Annotated in this window: 20 protein-coding genes; 15 read left to right on the forward strand and 5 right to left on the reverse strand. The window is 42.3% G+C overall.

Annotated features, from left to right (window positions below; all coding sequences use genetic code 11):
* The first annotated feature begins 78 nt into the window (after positions 1–78).
* The 4 genes from secA to PQ461_RS04225 all read left to right on the forward strand — a co-directional run bounded on the left by secA (position 79) and on the right by PQ461_RS04225 (position 6,117).
* Complete coding sequence (secA, locus tag PQ461_RS04210; RefSeq protein ID WP_274208393.1) at positions 79–3,384, forward strand: preprotein translocase subunit SecA; 3,306 nt, start codon at positions 79–81, stop codon at positions 3,382–3,384.
* 210 nt (positions 3,385–3,594) lie between these two features.
* Positions 3,595–3,990 carry an SPOR domain-containing protein gene (locus tag PQ461_RS04215; RefSeq protein WP_274208394.1) on the forward strand — a complete coding sequence of 132 codons (396 nt, stop codon included), beginning with the start codon at positions 3,595–3,597 and terminating at the stop codon, positions 3,988–3,990.
* Positions 3,987–5,171 carry a M20 metallopeptidase family protein gene (locus PQ461_RS04220; RefSeq protein ID WP_274208395.1) on the forward strand — a complete coding sequence of 395 codons (1,185 nt, stop codon included), beginning with the start codon at positions 3,987–3,989 and terminating at the stop codon, positions 5,169–5,171. The genes PQ461_RS04215 and PQ461_RS04220 overlap by 4 nt, the downstream gene beginning before the upstream one ends.
* 10 nt (positions 5,172–5,181) lie before the next feature.
* Positions 5,182–6,117 carry a hypothetical protein gene (locus tag PQ461_RS04225; protein ID WP_274208396.1) on the forward strand — a complete coding sequence of 312 codons (936 nt, stop codon included), beginning with the start codon at positions 5,182–5,184 and terminating at the stop codon, positions 6,115–6,117.
* A 106-nt stretch (positions 6,118–6,223) separates the two neighbouring features.
* On the opposite strand, the gene PQ461_RS04230 is transcribed toward PQ461_RS04225, so the two are convergent.
* Both PQ461_RS04230 and asnS read right to left on the reverse strand, forming a co-directional pair.
* Positions 6,224–6,601: a VOC family protein gene (locus tag PQ461_RS04230; protein WP_274208397.1), complete on the reverse strand. Its 378-nt coding sequence runs from the start codon at positions 6,599–6,601 to the stop codon at positions 6,224–6,226.
* A gap of 196 nt (positions 6,602–6,797) precedes the next feature.
* The gene (gene asnS / locus PQ461_RS04235; protein ID WP_274208398.1) at positions 6,798–8,234 is read right to left on the reverse strand and encodes an asparagine--tRNA ligase; all 1,437 of its coding nucleotides are present in this window, start codon (positions 8,232–8,234) and stop codon (positions 6,798–6,800) included.
* Positions 8,235–8,405: 171 nt separating this feature from the next.
* Here asnS and dnaG point away from each other — a divergent pair, with 171 nt between their 5' ends.
* The 3 genes from dnaG to PQ461_RS04250 are packed head-to-tail and all read left to right on the forward strand — an operon-like array spanning position 8,406 to position 11,777.
* A complete protein-coding gene (gene dnaG / locus PQ461_RS04240) occupies positions 8,406–10,331 on the forward strand; it encodes a DNA primase (RefSeq protein ID WP_274208399.1) in 1,926 nt (641 codons plus the stop codon).
* Entirely contained in the window at positions 10,331–10,696 is a 366-nt protein-coding gene (locus tag PQ461_RS04245) for a YraN family protein (RefSeq protein WP_274208400.1), read from the forward strand. The genes dnaG and PQ461_RS04245 overlap by 1 nt, the downstream gene beginning before the upstream one ends.
* 10 nt (positions 10,697–10,706) lie before the next feature.
* Positions 10,707–11,777, forward strand: coding sequence for a glutaminyl-peptide cyclotransferase (locus PQ461_RS04250; RefSeq protein WP_274208401.1), 1,071 nt, complete (start codon positions 10,707–10,709; stop codon positions 11,775–11,777).
* 45 nt (positions 11,778–11,822) lie between these two features.
* Here PQ461_RS04250 and PQ461_RS04255 read toward each other — a convergent pair whose 3' ends face one another.
* A complete protein-coding gene (locus tag PQ461_RS04255) occupies positions 11,823–12,203 on the reverse strand; it encodes a hypothetical protein (protein WP_274208402.1) in 381 nt (126 codons plus the stop codon).
* A 146-nt stretch (positions 12,204–12,349) separates the two neighbouring features.
* On the opposite strand from PQ461_RS04255, the gene PQ461_RS04260 reads away from it, so the two are divergent.
* From PQ461_RS04260 to PQ461_RS04275, 4 genes are all read left to right on the forward strand, one after another.
* Positions 12,350–12,859 (forward strand): RNA polymerase sigma factor, encoded by a 510-nt coding sequence (locus tag PQ461_RS04260; RefSeq protein WP_274208403.1) that lies wholly within the window; start codon positions 12,350–12,352, stop codon positions 12,857–12,859.
* Positions 12,846–13,466, forward strand: a complete 621-nt coding sequence (locus tag PQ461_RS04265; protein ID WP_274208404.1) for a hypothetical protein — start codon at positions 12,846–12,848, stop codon at positions 13,464–13,466. Before PQ461_RS04260 ends, PQ461_RS04265 begins: the two co-directional genes overlap by 14 nt.
* 54 nt (positions 13,467–13,520) lie before the next feature.
* Positions 13,521–14,613, forward strand: a protein-coding gene (gene prfB, locus PQ461_RS04270) for a peptide chain release factor 2 (RefSeq protein ID WP_274208405.1) whose coding sequence is annotated in 2 segments (ribosomal slippage) — positions 13,521–13,580 and positions 13,582–14,613 — 1,092 coding nt in all. Because the reading frame shifts where the segments join, the coding sequence is not laid out codon by codon here.
* 71 nt (positions 14,614–14,684) lie between these two features.
* Entirely contained in the window at positions 14,685–15,599 is a 915-nt protein-coding gene (locus PQ461_RS04275) for an alpha/beta hydrolase (RefSeq protein WP_274208406.1), read from the forward strand.
* A gap of 105 nt (positions 15,600–15,704) precedes the next feature.
* Here PQ461_RS04275 and PQ461_RS04280 read toward each other — a convergent pair whose 3' ends face one another.
* On the reverse strand, positions 15,705–16,565 hold the full coding sequence (locus tag PQ461_RS04280; protein ID WP_274208407.1) for a transglutaminase-like domain-containing protein: 861 nt from the start codon (positions 16,563–16,565) through the stop codon (positions 15,705–15,707).
* Positions 16,566–16,595: 30 nt separating this feature from the next.
* Here PQ461_RS04280 and PQ461_RS04285 point away from each other — a divergent pair, with 30 nt between their 5' ends.
* Together PQ461_RS04285 and PQ461_RS04290 are read left to right on the forward strand one after the other, a co-directional pair.
* The gene (locus tag PQ461_RS04285) at positions 16,596–17,381 is read left to right on the forward strand and encodes an O-methyltransferase (protein WP_274208408.1); all 786 of its coding nucleotides are present in this window, start codon (positions 16,596–16,598) and stop codon (positions 17,379–17,381) included.
* Positions 17,382–17,400: 19 nt separating this feature from the next.
* Positions 17,401–17,922: a hypothetical protein gene (locus PQ461_RS04290; RefSeq protein ID WP_274208409.1), complete on the forward strand. Its 522-nt coding sequence runs from the start codon at positions 17,401–17,403 to the stop codon at positions 17,920–17,922.
* A 38-nt stretch (positions 17,923–17,960) separates the two neighbouring features.
* Here PQ461_RS04290 and PQ461_RS04295 read toward each other — a convergent pair whose 3' ends face one another.
* Positions 17,961–19,097 (reverse strand): BamA/TamA family outer membrane protein, encoded by a 1,137-nt coding sequence (locus PQ461_RS04295; protein WP_274208410.1) that lies wholly within the window; start codon positions 19,095–19,097, stop codon positions 17,961–17,963.
* Between the two features lie 174 nt (positions 19,098–19,271).
* On the opposite strand from PQ461_RS04295, the gene PQ461_RS04300 reads away from it, so the two are divergent.
* Positions 19,272–20,252 carry a deoxyhypusine synthase family protein gene (locus PQ461_RS04300; protein ID WP_274208411.1) on the forward strand — a complete coding sequence of 327 codons (981 nt, stop codon included), beginning with the start codon at positions 19,272–19,274 and terminating at the stop codon, positions 20,250–20,252.
* Between the two features lie 254 nt (positions 20,253–20,506).
* The gene (locus tag PQ461_RS04305) at positions 20,507–21,778 is read left to right on the forward strand and encodes a c-type cytochrome (protein WP_274208412.1); all 1,272 of its coding nucleotides are present in this window, start codon (positions 20,507–20,509) and stop codon (positions 21,776–21,778) included.
* The last annotated feature ends 7 nt before the right edge of the window (positions 21,779–21,785 follow it).

Below are 21,785 nucleotides of genomic sequence, written 5' to 3' on the forward strand. Positions count from 1 at the left end.
CTTCGTGGCTGCCATTATGGCTATGGCAATTGTGCTGGCGTAATTGTTGAAAGGGTTTGAATTATATTATAGAGAAGCATGTTAGGATTTATCAGTAAACTTTTCGGTAACAAATCGGAAAGGGACTTAAAAAGCATACAGCCTTTAGTTGAGAAGACAAAAGCGGAGTTTGCAAAGCTTGAAAGTTTAAGCAATGACGAACTGCGCGGCAAAACACTTGACTTTAAAGAACGCATCAAACAGGGACTTGCCGAAATAGATAATGACATTCAGTCAGCCCGTGAACAGATTGAAAACAATCCGGACATGGACGTGAATGAAAAAGTGGCTATTTACACCAATATAGATAAGCTGGAGAAAGACCGCAATAAACAACTGGAAGTTATCCTGTTAGAAATACTTCCTGAAGCTTTTGCTGTGGTTAAAGAAACAGCCAGTCGTTTTAAAGAAAATGCTACGCTTGAAGTTACTGCCTGGGATAGCGACCGCGAATTGGCGGCACGCAAATCAAACGTGGTAATTAAAGGCGACAAAGCCATACACGCTAATAAGTGGCTTGCTGCGGGTAATGAAGTTACCTGGGATATGGTACACTATGATGTGCAGCTGATTGGTGGTATTGTATTGCACCAGGGTAAAATTGCCGAGATGGCTACAGGTGAGGGTAAAACCCTTGTGGCTACCTTGCCAGCATATCTTAATGCGCTTGCAGGCCAGGGTGTACACCTTGTAACGGTGAACGATTACCTTGCACGTCGTGACTCTGAGTGGATGGGCCCGTTGTATGAATTTCACGGTCTTACAGTTGATTGTATCGATAAGCATGAGCCAAACTCTGAAGAGCGCCGCAAAGCTTATCTTGCAGATATTACTTTCGGTACCAACAACGAGTTCGGTTTCGATTACCTGCGTGATAACATGACCCGTACGCCAGAAGAACTGGTGCAGCGCAAACTGCATTTTGCAATGGTGGATGAGGTTGACTCGGTATTAATTGACGATGCCCGTACACCGTTGATCATTTCAGGCCCAATCCCGCGTGGCGATGAGCATGAGTTTTATCAACTGAAACCACGTATTCAGCGTTTGGTTGAAGCACAGCGTGCTTATATCAATACAGCTTTAAACGAAGCTAAGAAACAAATTAATGAAGGTAAGACCGGTTCAGATGAAGGTGGTTTAGCCTTATTGCGCGCTCACCGTGGTTTACCTAAAAGTAAGGCGCTTATCAAATTTCTAAGCGAAGGCGCTAATAAAACCGTATTACAAAAAACAGAAAATTATTACATGCAAGACCAGGGCAAGGAAATGCCAAAGGTTGATGCAGAACTGTTCTTTGTGATTGATGAAAAAAATAACTCGGTTGAGTTAACTGAAAAAGGTATTGAGCTGATCACTGCATCTGGCGAAGACCCTCATTTCTTCGTGATGCCTGATGTGGGCAGCGAAGTTGCCGAGATCGAAAAATCAGACCTGAGCAGCGAAGATAAAGTTGCACGTAAGGATGAACTGATGCGCGATTTCTCTATCAAATCTGAGCGTATCCACTCGGTTAACCAATTATTAAAAGCATATACTTTATTTGAGAAAGATGTTGAGTACATCCTTGATGAAGGTAAAGTTAAAATTGTAGACGAGCAGACCGGCCGTGTATTAGATGGCCGCCGTTACTCTGATGGTTTACACCAGGCTATTGAAGCTAAAGAGAATGTAAAGGTTGAAGATGCAACTCAAACCTTTGCTACTATTACGCTGCAAAATTACTTCAGGATGTATCACAAGCTTTGCGGTATGACCGGTACTGCGGTTACGGAAGCAGGTGAGTTTTGGGAAATTTATAAACTGGACGTTGTTGAGATCCCGACTAACCGCGGTATCCAGCGCGACGACCGCCAGGATTTGGTGTATCGTACGATAAGAGAGAAATACAATGCCGTTGCTGACGAAATTGGAAAGCTTACACAAGCTGGCCGCCCGGTACTGGTAGGTACAACCTCGGTAGAGATCTCAGAATTATTGAGCCGTATGCTTAAGCTGCGCGGTATTAAACATAACGTACTGAATGCTAAAATGCACCAGAAAGAGGCCGACGTTGTTGCTGAAGCTGGTAAGGCAGGTACCGTAACCATTGCTACCAACATGGCAGGCCGTGGTACGGATATCAAGCTTGGCCCTGGCGTTAAGGAAGCCGGTGGTTTAGCAATTGTAGGTACAGAACGTCACGAATCGCGCCGTGTAGACCGTCAGTTACGTGGTCGTGCAGGCCGTCAGGGTGACCCGGGTTCTTCTCAGTTCTTCGTATCGCTTGAAGATAACCTGATGCGTTTATTCGGTTCAGAGCGTATCTCTAACCTGATGGTGCGCATGGGTATCGAAGAAGGGGAGGTGATCCAGCACTCCATGATCACCAAATCAATTGAGCGTGCACAGAAGAAAGTAGAAGAAAATAACTTTGGTATCCGTAAGCGTTTGCTTGAGTATGACGACGTAATGAACTCTCAGCGTACCGTTATTTATGCAAAACGTAAAAATGCGTTGTTCGGCGAGCGTTTAGATGTGGATTTGAATAACACCATTTTTGATGTAATCGAAGATGTGGTTACCGAATACAAAGAATCAAACAACTATGAAGGCCTTAAACTGGAAGTGATCCGTTTATTCTCTGTAGATATCGAACTGAGCCAGGATGAGTTTGCAGGTTCGAACGTTAGCGTTTTAACTGATAGGCTTTATCATGAGATCACTGAGTTCTACCATCGCAAGCAGGAAGCAATTGCAGAACAGGCTTTCCCGGTAATTAAGGATGTTTACGGAACACGTGGCCAGTATGTAGAGAATATTGTTGTTCCGTTTACAGATGGTATCCACGGCATACAGGTAGCTGTTCCGCTTAAAAAAGCAGTAGACAATCACGGACTGGAAGTGTTTAAATCGTTTGAGAAAAACGTAACGCTTGCCTTGATCGATGATGCCTGGAAAGAGCATCTGCGCGAAATGGATGAGTTAAAGCAATCGGTACAAAACGCGGTTTATGAACAAAAAGACCCGTTACTGGTTTACAAATTCGAGGCATTTGAATTGTTCCGCGGTATGCTGGCTAATGTGAATAAAGAAATTGTGAGCTTCCTTTTCAGAGGGGGTATCCCAATTCAACAGGCACCTGAAGAAATTGAGGAAGCACGCCCTGAGCCACGTACCGATATGCGCCAGATGCGTACATCGAAACCAGAGCTTGCACCAGACGGCGGCAGCGTAGAATTAGCTGATATGCCAGAGATAAAAGCAACTCCGGTTCGCGTTGAGCAAAAGATAGGCAGGAATGATCCTTGTCCGTGCGGCAGTGGTAAAAAGTTTAAAAACTGCCACGGCGTAGGCCAGAATTAAGAAATAGGTACCGATATTACTCAGTACTAAAATATAATCGCGTCATTGCGAGGAACGAAGCAATCTTAAACTTAGCATTATCTATTAAGTCGGGGATTGCTTCTTCGCTACACTCATCGCAATGACGAGTATAATGTAAATGATATATCAATGAATAAAACAGCACCTTTATACAAAACACTTATAAGTATAGCAGGGTGCTGTTTTTTTATGCTTTTAAGTTTAAGCAGCTTTGCACAGCGCGGAACTGTAGAAATAATAAAAGACCCTCGCATAGATACGTTGATTGCCCGCAGGTTTGCACCCACAAGAGGAGCGGGTAATACAAACAGCACTTATTCTTCATTAGGGTACCGGGTGCAGATCTACAACGGTAGCAATCGTTCTGATGCTTATATTGCACAGGCAAAATTTCAGGATCAATACCCTAACATTCGTACATACATTACTTACCGCGAACCCAATTTTAAGGTAAGGGTAGGTGATTTTCGTACCCGGCTCGAAGCCACTAAGATGATGCAGGAGCTAAGGCAATGGTTCCCGCTGATGTTTATCATTTCAGAAAAGATCAATCCACCCAAACTGGATACAGATACGCAGCCATGATTAAAGACCGTATACAGCTTATTGCTGAAGAGATTTATAATGATGTGGTGAGCAATCGCCGCCATCTTCACGCTAACCCCGAACTTTCTTTTCACGAAGTAGCTACTTCTGCATTCGTAGCTTCAAAGCTTGATGAATTAGAGATACCTTATGTACGCATGGCTGATAATGGTCTTGTTGGACTGATCAAAGGTAGCAAGCCATCTGACCAGGTGGTAGCTTTGCGTGCCGATATGGATGCATTGCCTATTATAGAGGCAAACGATGTGCCTTATAAATCCCAGAACAATGGCGTAATGCATGCGTGTGGACATGATGCGCATACATCATCACTATTGGGTACTGCAAAAATTCTTTCCCGCATCAAAGATGATTTTGCAGGTACGATAAAGCTGATTTTTCAGCCAGCCGAAGAAAAACTACCCGGCGGCGCTAACCTGATGATTCAGGAAGGCGTACTGGAAAACCCAAAGCCGCAGGCAGTAATAGGTCAACACGTAATGCCTTTTATTGATGCAGGTAAAGTGGGTTTCCGTGCCGGTAAATATATGGCCTCTACTGATGAGATCTATGTTAAGGTAATAGGCAGGGGCGGGCATGGTGCGCAACCACAACAAAACATTGACCCGGTTATTATTACAGCACATATCTTAACTGCATTACAGCAGGTGATAAGCCGCTTTGCTGATCCTAAAAATCCATCGGTATTGTCGTTTGGTAAAGTAATTGCCAATGGTGCTACCAACGTTATTCCTAACGAGGTTTACCTGGAAGGTACTTTCCGTACGATGGATGAAAAGTGGCGTGCCGATGCACACATCCGCATGAAAAAAATGGCGGAAGGGATTGCTGAAAGCATGGGGGCTAAATGCGAGTTTAACATTATGAAGGGTTATCCTTACCTGATCAACGAAGAGAAGTTGACCTATCGTACCAAAGGCTTTGCCGAGGAATACTTAGGTAAAGAAAACGTGCTTGACCTGGATATCTGGATGGCAGGTGAAGACTTTGCTTATTTCTCGCATGCAGCCGATAGCTGTTTCTACCGTTTAGGCACCCGTAACGAAAGCCGCGGCATTACTTCATCTGTGCATACACCTACGTTTGATATTGAAGAGTCGGCATTGCTGGGCAGCACAGGCCTTATGGCGTACATAGCATTGCGCCAGTTGGGCAACTAATAAGGAATACATGAATAAATTTTTGCTGGTAGTTGCAGCCGCTCTATCGTTAACCGGCTTAGCCCGTGCCCAAAAAATACAACGCTTTGATCCGGATACTTTAAAGTCGGTAGTGATTGATACTGCCATAGTAAACATTAAAGCCCACCGCTTAAACGTGCAGGATTTTATTGATGCCGTAGTAACAGATACCAGCTTTTATAAGGCCTTTCATAATATGAAAGGTTACGATTTTATTGCCGAGAACCGCATTTTTACTTTCGACAAAAAGAATAAGGTTGACGGAAAGATATATCGGAAGCTCCACCACGGCGATCGCAATGGAAAACATTTTATAGAAACCTTAGCTAAGCGCGATAGTGGCAGCTTGTACAAAAAGAATGGTAAATACCAGTTGTACACGGTTGAAATGTTTGATTACATCTTCCAGAATGCCTATAACTCCGACTTTGTAAAAGGCGATGCTTTGCCCGGTGACAAAGGCGGTAAAAACGAAGGCTATAAAGACAAGCTTAAAACACTGATTTTTCGCCCTGGTACCAAAGTGACCGGCATCCCTTTCATTAGCAGCAAAACTGAGATTTTTGGTAAGGATATGAAAGATTATTACCTGTACCAATTTGCGCGCGGTACGTATATGGATAGCATCCCGGTTTACCGGTTTAAGGTGATCCGTAAGCCAAGCACCAGCGATGATGATGTCATGATCAGGGAAATGACCACCATTTTTGATACACGCACCTTTCAAATTCTGGGGCGGTACATCGACATGAAGTACAGCAATATGCTGTTCGACTTTAATGTACAGATGAACATTGAGCTTAACCGCTTCAACGGTGAATTATTACCTACTAAGATCAGCTACCAGGGCAACTGGAACGTGCCTTTCCATAAAGAAGAGCGGGCTGCCTTCCTGATCCTGCATAAGGATTATAAGAAGGAGTAGGGAATAGAGGCAAGAATCGAGAATCAGGAATCAAGACAAGTTCCAACTCTCACATCAATATTGCCAGGGAACGACGGATTCCTAACTATTACCACTGCTAATAACATTACGCTACGCCTTCAGCTATAGACAACAAATTACCGTCCGGATCTTTAAACCAGGCTACTTTAGTGCCGTCAGGTGCTAACCAAATACCTAAATCATCCTGCTCAAAAAAGCCGAACAATTCAAAATAAATTCCTTTGGCAATTAGCTGGCCAATCATGTCTTCAATATGATCTACGCCCCAGCCTAAAACAGTAAACGGCTGCGGAGTTAAGGCCTGCACGGTTGTTAAGCGCAGCAAAGTACCGTTGGCATTAAACTCTAAAGCAAATGGGGTTTCTGATATCTGCGGTAAACCAAGCGTTTCGCCATAAAACTCTTTAGCGCGGGTAGGGTTTAAGGTTGGGATAAAGGCATGGAGGGGAAAGGTGTTGAGCATGATATTGAGGTTTATATGATAAATATAAGAACAAAACATCATTGCAAGGAACGAAGCAATCCCCAATAAGCAATTCTGTATATATGCCACGCTACGCCCCGCAATGACAATGTAACTTTATAAAACACAAAAGCCGCATAAAGCGGCTTTTTCTGTGTAATCTATTTATTTAATCGGGGCAATCGCCCTGCTTCAATTAAAACTCTGCATTCTTAGGATAACGAGGGAAAGGGATCACGTCGCGGATGTTGCCCATGCCGGTAACAAACAATACCAAACGCTCGAAACCTAAACCAAAACCAGCATGCGGACAAGCGCCAAAGCGGCGGGTGTCCAGGTACCACCAAAGTTCTTCGGTAGGTATGCCCATTTCATTCATGCGTTGCTCCAATTTATCTAAACGCTCTTCACGTTGCGATCCGCCTACAATTTCACCAATTCCCGGGAACAGGATATCCATCGCACGTACGGTTTTACCATCTTCGTTCTGGCGCATGTAAAACGCTTTGATCTCTTTCGGGTAATCGGTAAGGATAACCGGTTTTTTAAAGTGTTTTTCAACCAGGTAACGCTCATGCTCAGATTGCAGATCGGCCCCCCAGCCTTCTATCAGGTACTGGAACTTTTTCTTCTTATTAGGCGTCGAATCTTTCAGGATATCGATAGCCTCGGTATAAGTAAGGCGTTGAAAATCGTTATCTAAACAGAACTGCAGCTTATCGATCAGGCTCATTTCGCTGCGCTCGTTCTGTGGTTTTGATTTCTCTTCTTCCTGCAAACGCTGCGTTAAAAACTCAATGTCGTCACGGTTTTGCTCCAAAGCATAGTTGATCACATATTTCAGCAAGCCTTCTGCCAGATCCATGTTATCGTCCAGATCATAAAAAGCCATTTCAGGTTCAATCATCCAGAACTCGGCAAGGTGGCGTGTAGTATTTGAATTTTCCGCACGGAAGGTTGGTCCGAAGGTATAAATATCGCTTAATGCCATTGCACCAAGCTCGCCCTCTAACTGGCCTGATACGGTAAGATTAGTAGCCTTGCCGAAAAAGTCCTGTTTAAAATCAACCTCGCCGTTCTCGGTACGTGGCGGGTTAGCTATATCGAAATTGGTTACGCGGAAAGTTTCACCGGCACCCTCCGCATCAGATGCAGTAATTACAGGAGTATGCAGGTATACAAAACCACGTTCCTGAAAAAACTTATGCACCGCAAATGCCAGGCTGTTACGCACACGAAATATAGCTCCAAAGGTGTTGGTACGGAAACGCAGGTGAGCAATCTCGCGTAAAAACTCAAGGCTGTGCTTTTTAGGTTGCAGCGGATATTTTTCAGGATCACTATCACCTAAAATTTCAATCTCGGTAGCTTTAACTTCTACTTTTTGTCCTTTACCTAATGATTCTATTAACTGGCCTTTAACACTAATGGCAGCACCTGTGGTAATGCGTTTAAGCAAAGCCTCGTCGGTGTTTTCAAAATCAACAACTACCTGGATATTATTATTGGTTGAACCGTCGTTTAAAGCGATAAACTGATTATTACGGAAGGTACGTACCCATCCTTTAACAATAACTTCGATACCTGTTTCGGTATGCTCTAATAGTGCTTTAATTTTTGTTCTCTGGCTCATTTCCAAATAAATTGAGTGGCAAATTTAAGATTTTAAGTGTTGATTTCAACAGATTTAAAGCAAGTGATTGCACCGATTTGGATTTAATTAGGCTGATTAAGTTTGAGGTAGTCATAAATAGTTTAAATTTATAAACAGCACAAGCCCGGCTTGTCTGTATCTTTGCAGGCTATGATCACCAAACTCACCATAGATAAAATTATGGAGGCTACCGACATTGTGGAGGTGATCGGTGAGTTTGTGCAATTAAAAAAACGTGGCGCCAATTACGTAGGGCTTTCGCCATTCGTAAACGAGAAAACGCCATCATTTACAGTTTCCCCATCTAAGGGTATTTTTAAAGACTTCTCTTCGGGCAAAGGCGGCTCGGCCATTACCTTTTTAATGGAGTTGGAAAAGTTTACCTATCCCGAAGCCTTAAAATGGCTGGCTAAAAAATACGGCATTGAGATAGAGGAAACGGAGGAAAGCAAAGAAAATAAGGAAGCTGACAGCCGTCGCGAAAGCCTGATGGTGGTCAGCAGCTATGCTGCCAAGTTTTTCCAGGAAGCCATGTGGGAAACCGAAGAGGGAACCAACATCGGCCTTAGCTATTTTAAAGAACGCGGCTTTACACCCGAGATCATCAAAAAATTTGAGTTGGGTTACTCGCCCGACCAATGGGAAGCTTTTACAAGCGCAGCCATCAAAGCGGGTTATCAGCCCGAATTTCTCGAAGAAAGTGGTTTATCTGTAAAGCGCGATAATGGTTCGATGTATGACCGTTACCGCGGCCGGGTAATGTTCCCCATTCATAGCTTTACCGGCAGGGTAATTGCCTTTGGCGGGCGTACGTTAAAAAATGATAAGAACGTTCCGAAATATGTTAACTCGCCCGAGTCGGAGATCTACCATAAATCGAACGTATTATACGGATTGTACTTTGCCAAAAAGGCTATCCGTGATCTGGATAACTGTTACCTGGTAGAGGGTTATGCCGATGTGCTTTCCGTTTTTCAGGCCGGTATTGAAAACGTGGTGGCATCGTCGGGTACATCGCTTACTGTAGAGCAAATCCGTTTAATTGGCCGTTTGACGAAGAACATCACTATCCTTTACGATGGTGATGCGGCAGGGATCAAAGCGTCATTACGCGGATTGGACCTGATACTGGAGGAGGGGCTTAACGTAAAGGTTGTGTTATTCCCCGATGGGCACGACCCCGACTCGTATGTACGGCAGGTAGGCAGCAGTGCCTTTAAGCAGTATATTGATCAGAATAAGAAAGACTTTATTATCTATAAAACCAGTATCCTGTTAAAGGATGCCGGTAATGATCCGATAAGGAAAGCAGAAGTAATTCGCGAGGTAGTGGAAAGCATTGCTAAAATACCAGATTCTATCAAGGCATCGGTATTTATAAAGGAATGTAGCTACCAGATGCAGATCGAAGAGCGTGTGCTGCTTTCTGAGCTGAATAAAATGCGGCTTAGTAAAGCCAAAAAGAACGGCCAGCAGGCAGAACGTATAGAAGCCTATCCGGAAGAACCTCCGTTTGAAGAACAAGCACAGTTAACTAAGGAAGTAAACAACGGCCTTTACCAGGAACGTGAAGTAGTGCGTTTGCTATTGTTGTATGGCAGCCGCATGATTGACTGGGACGGTATTGCCAATACTTACATTGGCCCGTTTGTAATTGCCGAATTAAGCGACGTTACCTTTGAAGACCCGACGTGTAAACTGTTTACTGACATTTACCGGCAGCAGGTGGAAAACGGGGTGTTGCCAGACGACCAGTTTTTCATCCATCATGAAAATAAAGCCATAGTGGATATTGCCGTCGATATGCTGACCACAAAGTATACGCTTAGCGAAAACTGGTACGAAATGCATAACATATTTGTACCTGATGAGCAGATGAATATGCGTGCGACCGTGCTTGGCGCTATATTCCATCTTAAAAAACAAAAGGTGGGGGAAATTTTAGAAGACCTGCGTAAAGAGCTTCAGAACTCTACTAATGAAACCGACCAGGAAATATTGATGACACGTTATATGCAACTGAAAAAGGTGGAAAAACATATATCAGATTACCTGGGCTCAGTGATCCTTAAATAATGGCTAAGCATAATGATCTGGGCCGTCGCGGCGAAAGCCTTGCAAAAGCGCATCTTGAAAGTCTGGGTTATGAGATCATTGACGAGAACTGGGTGCATGGAAAAGCCGAAATTGATCTCATCGCCTGGAAAGACAGCGTCATCATTTTCACTGAGGTTAAGTCGCGCACGGGCACCGGTTTTGGCCAGCCAGAAGATTTTGTTGATAATCGTAAACAAAAATTATTAGCCGAAGCGGCAGATGAATATATTTACCTCATGAATCACCAGGGCGAGGTACGCTTTGATATTATCTCCGTACTATTTAAAGGTGATACCAGTTATACAATAAAACATATCGAAGACGCATTTTGGCCAACGGCCTGATTATACACAAATGAAAGCATACAAAATTTTTGTACCCCTTGCAGCAGCACTATTCATTTTTAGCTGTAAAAATAAAAACCAGGGATTAAATGTTACCATCAGTCCCGATGCCGGAACAACCTATAATGCCGGTACTGAGCTGGTAGTTAAAGCCGGCTATGGAAAAGATGTTAAGCCCGATTCGGTAGTATATCTTATGGATTCGGCACGTGTGGCTGTTCAGAAAGATTCTGCAGTGGTTAAGTTAAAAACCGACACCATGAAATTGGGTGTAAAGGTAATTACTGCCAGGGTATACGCGCAGGGTAATATGGACGAAGCCTCAACCAATGTAGTCATAGTTGCCGCAAAAGCCCCTGATCTGTTAACCTACGAAGTAGTCAAAACCTTCCCGCATGATACTACATCATTTACCGAAGGTTTAGAATATCATGATGGCTTTCTGTATGAAAGTGATGGCGGTTATGTGAGTGACGAGGGGCAATCAAGCCTGCGAAAAGTTAATATAACTACCGGTAAGCCTGTGCAAAAAATTGATATTGACCCTAAAGTATTTGCAGAAGGTATCACCATATTAGATGGTAAGATCATTCAACTTACCTACCATGAAAAGGTGGCTTACAGGTATGACCTGGCATCAATGAAACTATTAGCAACCCTTCCATTTAACGCTGCACCCGAAGGTTGGGGATTATGTAATGATGGTAAGCAACTTTATGCAACTGTAGGCTCGGGTAGTGGAGAAGGTACTAACCAGATACTGATCTTAAATAAAGACAACCTTCAAAAAACAGGCGATATAGATGTATATGATGATAAAGGCCCTGTTAGTAATTTAAACGAGCTGGAACTTATCAACGGAAAGTTGTATGCCAACGTTTGGCAAACCAATTTCATTATTGTAATCAACCCTAAAACCGGGGCGGTTGAACAAAAAATTGATTTGGGTACCTTATATCCCGAACCGCGCATTGCACCGGCTGATGTATTAAATGGTATAGCTTACGATAAAGCAGGTAACCGCATTTTTATCACCGGTAAAAAATGGCAGCATTTATACCAGGTCAAATTTGTAGAGTAACTAAATAAAAAATGCCCTTCAACCGAAGGGCATTTTTTATTTAAATCATCTGCCATTGTAATGGCGTAAATCAGTGGGCCTTTGCTCGTCTGGCCTTACTTTATGCCAATGATCAAGTTTATCATTTACAAAATATAGCCAGTAACTGTCAATTCTGCGTTTGGTTCTGCTTGGGTCATTTTCGTTCCAATCCCATTGGCTGTATTGTACAATTTCAACCGTAGTATTATCATCGTAATGTTCAGCGGCAATGGTATTATCCGGCTTTTTCTTTATGGCTTCCTGCGCTTCTGCTTTCGTCATTCCTAAACGCACACCAGATAAGTCGACCGGTGATGACTGGTCTTGAGCTGTACGTATCATAGCGCAAGAGGTTAGTAGTATGGCTGCCACAGCCACAAATACAAGTTTAAAAGGTTTGGTCATGGTTGAAGGTTTATATAAGATAGAGTAGAAAGTGCGCCAAAAGTTTAATGGTAAAAGTAATCTTCTGCAAGCACTATTAAAATCAATTGTAATTTTTTGTAACATTATTTATAAGCAGCTACTAATTAGCTGTAACTAATGATATAGTGGATAACAAGGAAGCATTATTTCTGCAATTGATTAATAAGCATAAAGGGATGCTTTTTAAAGTTTGCCGCATATATCAGGATGATGAGGCTGACCGTGAAGACCTGATGCAGGAAATGGTGTTGCAGCTATGGAAGGCTTTCGATTCATTTCAGGGTAAAAGTAAAATTACTTCCTGGATGTACAAAGTGGCATTAAATACGGCTATTGTGTTTTACAAACAGCAAAAACGCAGGCCTGATACTTCGCCAATGCCTGAACAAATTGATGATGTTGAAGATGATTTATATGATAATGATAAGGAAGTACAGATGAAACTTTTTTATGCTGCCTTAAAGCAGCTTGGCAAAATAGACAAGGCTTTGATCTTTTTATACATGGAAGATCAGCCTTACCAGGAGATTGCGCACAACCTGGGAATAAGCGAAGGGAATGCGCGCGTAAGGTTAAACAGAGCTAAAATTAAGATCAAAGAAATTATAAATAACATGAACCATGAATATAGATGATTTAAAAGGTGCCTGGAAAAACGATGAGCCTTCACGTGAGACGTCATTTAAAGAAATGGTGATGGGTAAAAGTATTTCGCCCATAGAAAGAATAAGGAGCAATATGCGTATGGAATTCATTGTCACAATTATCACCTACGCAATTATGTTATGGTTTTTATTCAGGAATCAACAATCACCATTGTTCTTTAATCTCACACTGATAACCGTTTTTGTGCTGCTGATACTGAATACGTATTACTTTACACGGTTTTATATTTTCTATAATTCAATAGCGAGGTTTGATGTAAGCACCAAAGAAAGTGTGGAACGTGTAGTTTTTGATCTGAAACTAAATATGGAGTTATACCGCGCCTACAATTTATGCGTTACGCCATTTGCCTTGATGATAGCTGTTATACTTTTATGCGGAAAATGGGCTATAGCTTTTTTATCTGTAGCTCTAAATTCACAAAACGCGATATTTAACTTAAGTTATGTATTGGCTGCTTTACTGATCTCTTTTGTGCTTACCTACTTGTTTACAGAACTGCACCTGAAAAGTAAGTATGGAAGACCGCTTAAAGAGCTAAAAGCAATACTGAATGAACTAAACGATATTACTTAGATTTCATGCGAGATGCTTACCGTTAAATAGTATGCCTTTTATATCTTTGCTTTTATGACTAAAGAACAGATCCAGGATTTGAGGGATAGAACAGCTTCCCTGAGGAGGCATCTTTGACATCGACAAGAAGCTCGATGAATTGCAAAAAGAACAGGAAATAACCATAGGCCCCAACTTTTGGGACCATCCTAAAGATGCCGAAAAGGTATTAGCATCTATCAAAACTAAAAAAGTATGGACAGATGCTTACCAAAAAGTGGCATCCATTATAGACGATACCGGCGTTTTATTTGAATTTTACCAAAGTGGCGATGCCACCGAAGCTGAAATGCAGGAACAGTTTAACCAGGCAACAAAAGCCATGGAGGAACTGGAATTTAAAAACATGCTCTCGGCAGAAGAAGATCAGCTGAACGCGGTGTTACAAATTACAGCAGGTGCCGGTGGTACAGAAAGCTGCGACTGGGCGAGCATGCTGATGAGAATGTATATTATGTGGGGCGAAAAAAACGGCTACAAGGTTACCGAGCAGGATTACCAGGAAGGTGATGTAGCCGGTATTAAAACCGTTACTCTTCAGCTGGAGGGCGAGTTTGCATACGGCTACCTGAAAGGCGAAAACGGCGTACACCGCTTAGTGCGTGTTTCCCCTTTTGATGCCAATGCCAAACGCCATACCTCATTTGCTTCGGTGTATGTTTACCCATTGGTTGACGATACGATTGAAATTGAAGTTAACCCCGCCGATATCGAGTTTGAGACCTTCCGTTCGGGTGGTGCAGGTGGCCAGAATGTGAACAAGGTGGAAACCGCCGTTCGCTTATACCACAAACCTTCTGGTATCATTATCAAAAACCAGGAGTCGCGCTCGCAACTGCAAAACAAAGAGAACGCCATCCGCTTGTTGAAATCGCAGTTGTATGAAATTGAAATGCGTAAACGCATGGAAACCAGCAATGCTATTGAAGGTGCTAAGAAAAAGATAGAATGGGGGTCGCAAATACGTAATTATGTATTACATCCTTATAAGCTGGTGAAAGACTTACGTACGGATTACGAAACATCAAATGCGCAGGCAGTGCTCGATGGTGAAATTGATGAATTCCTGAAAGCTTACCTGATGGAATTTGGTGGGGGAAGAGGATAGATTTAAAAGGCTTGTAATTTAAATTACAAGCCTTACTTTTATAAGATAACTCAATTATTACCAATACCCTCATGAGAAATCGCTTTTTGTTAACGCTATTTGCTGCAATGCTATTTTCAAAACTATTCGCCCAGCAAGCAGAGCCAATAAATTTATATCCTAACGGAATACCTAACAGTAAGCCAACACCAGCTATTTACAAAGAGAAAATGGAAAATGGCGATTGGGTTACTTTGGTAAGTACGCCGCAGCTTACGCCGTTTTTGCCGACTAAAGATAAAGCCAATGGTACGGCTATTGTCATTTGCCCGGGTGGGGGTTATGCAGGTTTGTCGTACGTAAAAGAGGGAATGAAGATTGCCCAACGCTTTAATGAGATTGGGGTAACTGCTTTTTTGTTAAAGTACCGCCTGCCAAGTGATTTGATTATGCAGGACAGGAGTATCGGTCCATTGCAGGATGCACAGCGCGCTATTCAAATAGTGCGTGAAAATGCAGCTAAGTGGAATGTTGATCCCAACAAGATCGGTATTATCGGTTTTTCGGCTGGCGGTCATTTAGCATCAACAGCAGGAACGCACTTTGATAAAGTGGTGATTGAGAATAAAGCCAATATCAGCGTTCGCCCTGATTTTATGGCGCTTATTTATCCTGTTATTACCTTCGGCGAATATACTCATCAGGGGTCAAAAGAAAACCTGGTAGGAAAAAGTGCCAGCCGGCAACAGGTTGACCTTTATTCAAATGAAAAGCAAATTACGGCTAATACCCCACCTGTATTTATTATCCATGCGCAGGATGATGATGTGGTGCCGGTGCAAAACACGCTGATGTTTTACGATGCATTGCTGAAAAATAAAGTAAAAGCCGAAATGCATATTTACCAATCGGGCGGACATGGCTTTGGGCTAAACAACCCCCGTGAAAAACAAGACTGGTTTGCAAGCTTAACCGAATGGATGAAACTTAACGGCTGGGTAAAGTAGTTTAGAAGTAATGTGCCTCTTTGTCATTTCGAGCAAAGTGAGAAATCTATTTCAATAAGATTTTTCGTTATCACTCAAAATGACAGGTTGGCTATCAGCACAGGATCACTCGCTTACGATCTCTAACAACTCATTTAATTCACGCACCTTATCTGTTGAGCCTAATTGTTCATAGGCACTGATCAGGTTGCGTAATATGCGGCGAATAATATCCTGGTTTGAGCAAGGTTCGTAAAACTGGCTTTCGGCTTTTAGGCCAAGCTGTTTTAAAAACATGTCTACATCCCTGCGGCCAAAGATCAGCCCTTTGTTAAAGGCGTTGATATAAAATAGGATACCGCTTTCAAATTCGCTTTCTCTGGTTTCATCAACATAAGCCAATATAAAATGCTGGGGCAGGTTAACGCCGTAAACCGGGATATCCAGCTTTTGCGCAACGGTAGAATAAATAATAGCTAAAGAGATCTGATTGCCCTTTTTTGACTCCAGCACCTGACTGATGTAACTGTTTTGCGGATCCTGGTGACTGGTGGTGTTTCCACTAAAACCATGTATGTTGTAAAATATATGGTTAATCAGTTTCACCTGTTCAACCGGGCTACCCTGGTATTGCATTTGCAGCCATACATCGCGTTTAATGTCCTCTATCTGATTAATGATCTTTTGCTCGTCCAGGTCAGGGTATTGGTATTTGTTGATAGTGAGGGCACCTTGCAATAGATCAAATGCACCACCCTGGTACCATAGCTTTAAGTCGTTTTTAACATTAGTGAATTGTATCTCATGTACCAGATCGGCAATACGTTCTTGCAACAGCGGATCAAAGGCTTCGCCAAAGGCATTCTCTAAATAGTCTATTGCTTCGCTGCCTAATGAAAACAATTTGTCGTGTACGTGGTTGAAAATCTCCTGATCGGGATCGTCTAAAAGTTTTATTAAATAGTTAATTTCTGATGGATCGATCATTGTTGTCTCCCTTTATCTATTTTTACCACCATGTTTAAATGGCAATTTGCTAAAGATTACCTGCAACACCGTATAACTGCAAAAACCAGGCACGGTTTGCATTCTCCTTTCGTTTACCGTTTGGTAGATGATGTAATTTACGATTTCAAGCCAAAAAAAGTATATCCTGAAGTTGAGAATCTGAGAAAACAACTTTTGGCTGACGATAGAAGCATTACCGTTACCGACCTTGGCGCCGGCTCGCATGTGAACAATAACAAGCAAAAGCAAATAAGCCAGATTGCACGCAATGCTTTAAAACCACCTAAATTAGCACAACTGCTGCATCGGCTGGTGGCCGACCTGCAACCCCGTAATATGATAGAGCTGGGCACTTGCCTGGGTATAACATCTTTGTATTTGCAAAAGGCGGCACCACAAGCTAAACTATATACGTTAGAGGGATGCCCCGAAACCGCGAAAGTAGCAAAGCAAGGCTTTGAAGAAGCGGGTGAGAAGGATATCAATCTGATTACAGGCAACTTTAATGATACCTTGCCGGGGTTGATCAATGAGCTGCCGCAGCTTGACTTTGTGTTTATCGACGGTAACCATACCAAACAGGCCACGCTCGACTATTTTAACTGGAGTTTGCCTAAAATACACGAAGGCACATTGATGATATTTGATGATATCTACTGGAGCAAGGGCATGAAAGAAGCCTGGGAGATCATCAAAGCGCACCCGCAGGTGAGTATTACTGTCGATCTTTTTTGGATAGGGTTAGTTTTTTTCAGAAATGGAAAGCCGAAGGAAGATTTTAAAATCAAGTTTTAGAGTGATTTGGAATTAGAGGATGAAAGTAATTAGAGCAGCTTTATTAATTATCGTACTTAGTTCGAACTGTTATGCTGGAAATAGTACCATACCAAAATGGTTTTTACAAACATTTACTTTTTTAAAATTAGAGAAGCAGTTTAGAATCATTGAGTCAAGTAAGCCAGTATTTCTTGAAGCCGATTTTAATGGAGATAAACAAAATGATATAGCTGTACAGGTAATTGATTTAAAAAGTAAAAAGAAGGGTATTATAATTATTGATGGTGGACAAAATAATTACTCCGTTTTTGGTTGTGGAAAAAAGTTTGCCGATGAAATCTTTTCTGACACAAATTGGATTACTGGTTGGAGAATATTTAAAAGTAAATATGCTTATAAACCAATGTTTAACGCCGATGGAGATATAATAGGGAACAAAAAGATAATTTTAAAAAATCCAGCTATTAGCATTTATAACATAGAAGATGGAGATGAAGTTGCTGGTCAAATAATATATTGGAACGGAAATAAATATGTCTCGATCCACCAAGGGGAATAAGCGGCATTTTTAAATCTTAAAATTGCCGCTTATTCAATTTAAAACGATTCCCCAAGGCTTAGATATAAGCCGCTCTGTCTGTTCTCGCCGGGGCGCTTTTCTCCCCATCCATAATCTACGCGCATTGACAGGCCTTTTTGTACATCAAAGAAATAGCGCAGTCCGCCGCCGTAATTAGGTTTAAGGTCGTTAAAACTAAAGCTATTGTTAAACACAGTGCCGGTGCCTGCAAAGCCTACAATACCAATGCGGTCGCTTAAGCGGAAACGTAATTCGGTTTGTCCGGCAATCAAGTTGCGGTCTCGATAACGGCCGTTATAATATCCGCGCATCATTTCGTCGCTGCCCAAAGCTGGGAGCAGGTAAAAAGGCGAGCGCGAGCCTGTAAGATTCTGATCCTGTATATCAACTCCCAATACAAAGCGTTTGCTTAACTGAAAAAATTGGGAATATTCGATATTCAGAAATCCACCACGATAACTGTTATTGCCAAACAAGCCCTGCATCCAGTTAAAGTAACTGGTAATGATCATACCTTTTGTAGTGTACGTATTGTTATTACGCGAATCATAAATAAAGCTTGGCCCTACAAAAATACTGCCGCCACCTTTCGGGTCTTCCAACCTTGGCTCAGTTGTAAAGATGCCACCGGGATCATGGTCGTGAAAGGTATAATTAAAACCTCCGGCTACCACTCCCAGATAAATATTATTGCCCAGGTTTTTGTCGGCTTCAAAGTTTAATTTAAAACGTTTCTGCCCTAATTTATCCTCATTGGCTTTTAGGGTATTATTCCCAATGCCATAGAAATTTGCAGGGAAGTTAATAAAGCTTGCGGCAGCTATGTAGTGCCATTGGTTTTGCGGTGTCCAGTAGCTGGTGCTTAAGCTGGCGCGTTCTTGTCCTTTAGTAGTAATTGTAGCATAACCGAAAACGTTAGATACACGCGTTCCCGGATGCAAAGTGTCGGTATAAAAAGAATAAAGTGCCGAGCCGCCAACCTCTAAGCCTGTTTCAGGAGCAGAGCTAAGTACAGGCAGCAGGAAAAAGCTTGGTCGGTGTGTACTGTCCTTTTCAAAAAGCATGCGGCGTATAAAGCCCGGCAAAAACTTCATTTGCGCCATTGAGGGTACAGCGACTATCAGCAGCAGTAAAAGTGTAAGTATTTTCTTCATGTAACGGTTGACGAACGCAAAGAAAAGGTTTTTGTTGACTTGCGAGGCACATTATTATTTAAGTTGGCAACACCTGACATTGTGTAGACGCAGCATGCAGCATAAAATCCGAAATTGAACACCCGAAATCCGAAATTCTCTATACCTTTGCCCCCGCAATATATTTAGTTGAAAATGAGTACTACAAGAGGCCCGATATCTCAGTTTATTGAGAGAAATTATTTGCATTTTAATGCTGCTGCATTAGTTGATGCAGCTAAAGGATACGAAACCCACCTGCTGGAAGGCGGTAAAATGATGGTTACCCTTGCCGGTGCCATGAGTACTGCCGAACTGGGTATTTCACTTGCTGAAATGATCCGTCAGGGTAAAATTGATATTATCTCATGTACAGGTGCCAACCTTGAAGAGGATATCATGAACCTGGTTGCGCACTCGCATTACAAACGCGTGCCTAACTACCGCGACTTAAGCCCGCAGGATGAATGGGATTTGTTAGAAAACCATTACAACCGTGTAACGGATACCTGTATCCCTGAAGAAGAGGCTTTCCGCCGTTTGCAAAAACACATCCATAAGATATGGAAAGATGCCGACGACAGTGGCGAGCGTTATTTCCCGCACGAGTTTATGTACAAGATATTATTAAGCGGCGAGCTTGAGCAATATTATGAGATCGACCCGAAAAACTCATGGATGCTTGCAGCTGCTGAACGTAATTTGCCAATTGTTGTACCAGGCTGGGAGGACTCTACCATGGGTAACATCTTTGCATCATACGTTATCAAAGGTCAGATAAAAGCTACCACCATGAAAAGCGGTATCGAATACATGGCATGGCTTGCCGACTGGTATGTAAAGAACTCTGAAGGCAAGGGAATAGGCTTTTTCCAGATTGGTGGCGGTATAGCAGGCGATTTTCCCATCTGTGTTGTGCCGATGCTTTACCAGGATATGGAAATGGAAAACATTCCGTTCTGGAGTTATTTCTGCCAGATATCTGATTCAACAACCTCATATGGTTCATACTCAGGCGCTGTGCCAAATGAAAAGATTACCTGGGGTAAGCTTGACGTAAATACGCCTAAGTTTATTGTTGAAAGCGATGCAACTATCGTAGCGCCATTAATTTTTGCCTGGGTACTAAAACAATAATGCGATAATGCAAATTGTAATAGTTACACATTATGCAATTTCTTTAACAGATATATAATAAAAGCCCTCTTATTGTACTTTGAGGGCTTTTTTGTGATTTGTTTAGAACGATTATAAATTAGAGTTTACTGTCATTAATTTGTCAGCGATACTGTAATAAGTTATACTTTTGTGGACTGTAAAAAAGCTTGTCAGCTACATCTATAAGCGCATTACACAAATAAAATAGAAATTATTTAGCACAAATACACTGTATGAGAAATATCTCATTGATTTTTAAACAATTTTCAAGGACGGTTTTGCTGGTTGCGGGTTTCGCTGCTATGGGTTTCACGGCCCATGCGCAGGCAGACGTAGCCAAAGGCGAGGCGATATTCAAAGCGAAGTGTACTGCCTGTCACAAAGTCGATCAAAAATTAGTTGGTCCGGCTTTGGGCCCTGCTATCTCGTCAGAAACTGATGATAAATGGCTAACCAAGTGGATTCAGAACAACCAGGCGCTTATTGCAGCTAAAGACCCTAAAGCTTTAAAGGTTTACAACGACAACAACCAGCAAGGTATGAGCGTGTTCACCGAATTAAGCGATGGTGATGTAGCTAATATTATTGCTTACGTACGCGACGATTACAAAAAATTGCAGGCTGCCCCTGCGGCTGGTGGCGCTAATGGTGCTGCAGCAGCAGACAATGGCCCGAGCAGCGTAATGATCTACGCGCTTGTTGCAGTAATTGTTATCGCGTTTATTGTAATCCTTGTATTAAACAGGGCTATCGGTACGCTTGAGAAATTATTACTTAAAAAACAAGCAGAGCCAATTGAAGAAGAAGCTGAGGAAGAGCCAACTGCAACTGTTGACCGTTTAGCCTTAGCTAAAAAGCTGATCAAAAACAAAAAGCTTGTTTTCTTCGTGGTGGTTTGCGGTACTATTGCATTAGGTGCGTTAAGCTGGGTTACCATGTGGAACACTAACGTTCACCAGGGCTACCAGCCAGAGCAGCCTATCAAATATTCGCACGAGTTACACGCCGGTGTAATGAAGATCAATTGCCAGTACTGCCACAGCGGTGCTTACAAAAGCAAGAATGCTTCTATACCGTCGCTTAACATCTGTATGAACTGTCACAAGGTGGTTAAGACCGAGTCGCCAGAGATCCACAAGATTTATGACGCATTGGGTTATGATCCAGCCACTCAGAAATATGACAGCACTAAAGCTAAACCAATTCAGTGGGTGCGTATACACAACCTGCCAGACTTTGCATACTTTAACCACTCGCAACACACTAAAGTTGCTGGTATTCAGTGCCAGGTTTGTCACGGTCCTATCCAAACCATGAAACAGGTTTACCAGTATTCACCACTTACAATGAAATGGTGTATCCAGTGTCACAAACGTACCGAGGTTAACTACAAGGGCAGCGCTTATTATGATAAGATGATTGAGGTTCACGACCGTATTAAAAACGGCGAGAAAGTAACCGAAGCAGCCCTTGGTGGTTTAGAGTGCGGCAAGTGCCACTATTAATAAATTA

The sequence above is a fragment of the Mucilaginibacter sp. KACC 22063 genome (assembly GCF_028736115.1).
In the GTDB taxonomy this organism is placed as follows: domain Bacteria; phylum Bacteroidota; class Bacteroidia; order Sphingobacteriales; family Sphingobacteriaceae; genus Mucilaginibacter.